The following is a 363-nucleotide window of genomic DNA, read 5'->3' as shown; positions in this document are numbered from 1 at the left end:
GGTAGAGATACATCAATACACAGGCAAGCACGATGAATTTACCATTATTGTATCCGATGAAGTGGTAGATGACTTCTATGGATTTTTAATGCGTCAATCCCGCTTACTTTTAGGGGAGCAATTTTTATTAAACTTCCATCAGTATGGGAAGGTGATTCAGAGTTTTCAAGGTATTGTTACCCACGTTAGCAACAAGAAGAATGGCGATAGTGGTACGGGGGACTTATATATCACGGCATCAGCTCCCAGTATATTATTAGAGAATGGGAAGAATAGCCGTAGTTTTGAGAAAATGACGGTAGAGCAAATTATAGCAGAAGTATGTAAAAATTACCCACCAGAAGCCAAAGTAAAAGTAATAGG

At 38.6% G+C, this 363-nt stretch carries 1 pseudogene; it reads left to right on the top strand.

Annotated features, from left to right (window positions below):
- Window positions 1-363, top strand: a pseudogene (locus VQ048_RS12790) (type VI secretion system Vgr family protein); the annotation flags it as partial.

Source organism: Bergeyella anatis (assembly GCF_036016955.1).
Classification (GTDB): domain Bacteria; phylum Bacteroidota; class Bacteroidia; order Flavobacteriales; family Weeksellaceae; genus JAYWXI01.
This window is presented reverse-complemented; position numbering and strand designations above follow the sequence as displayed.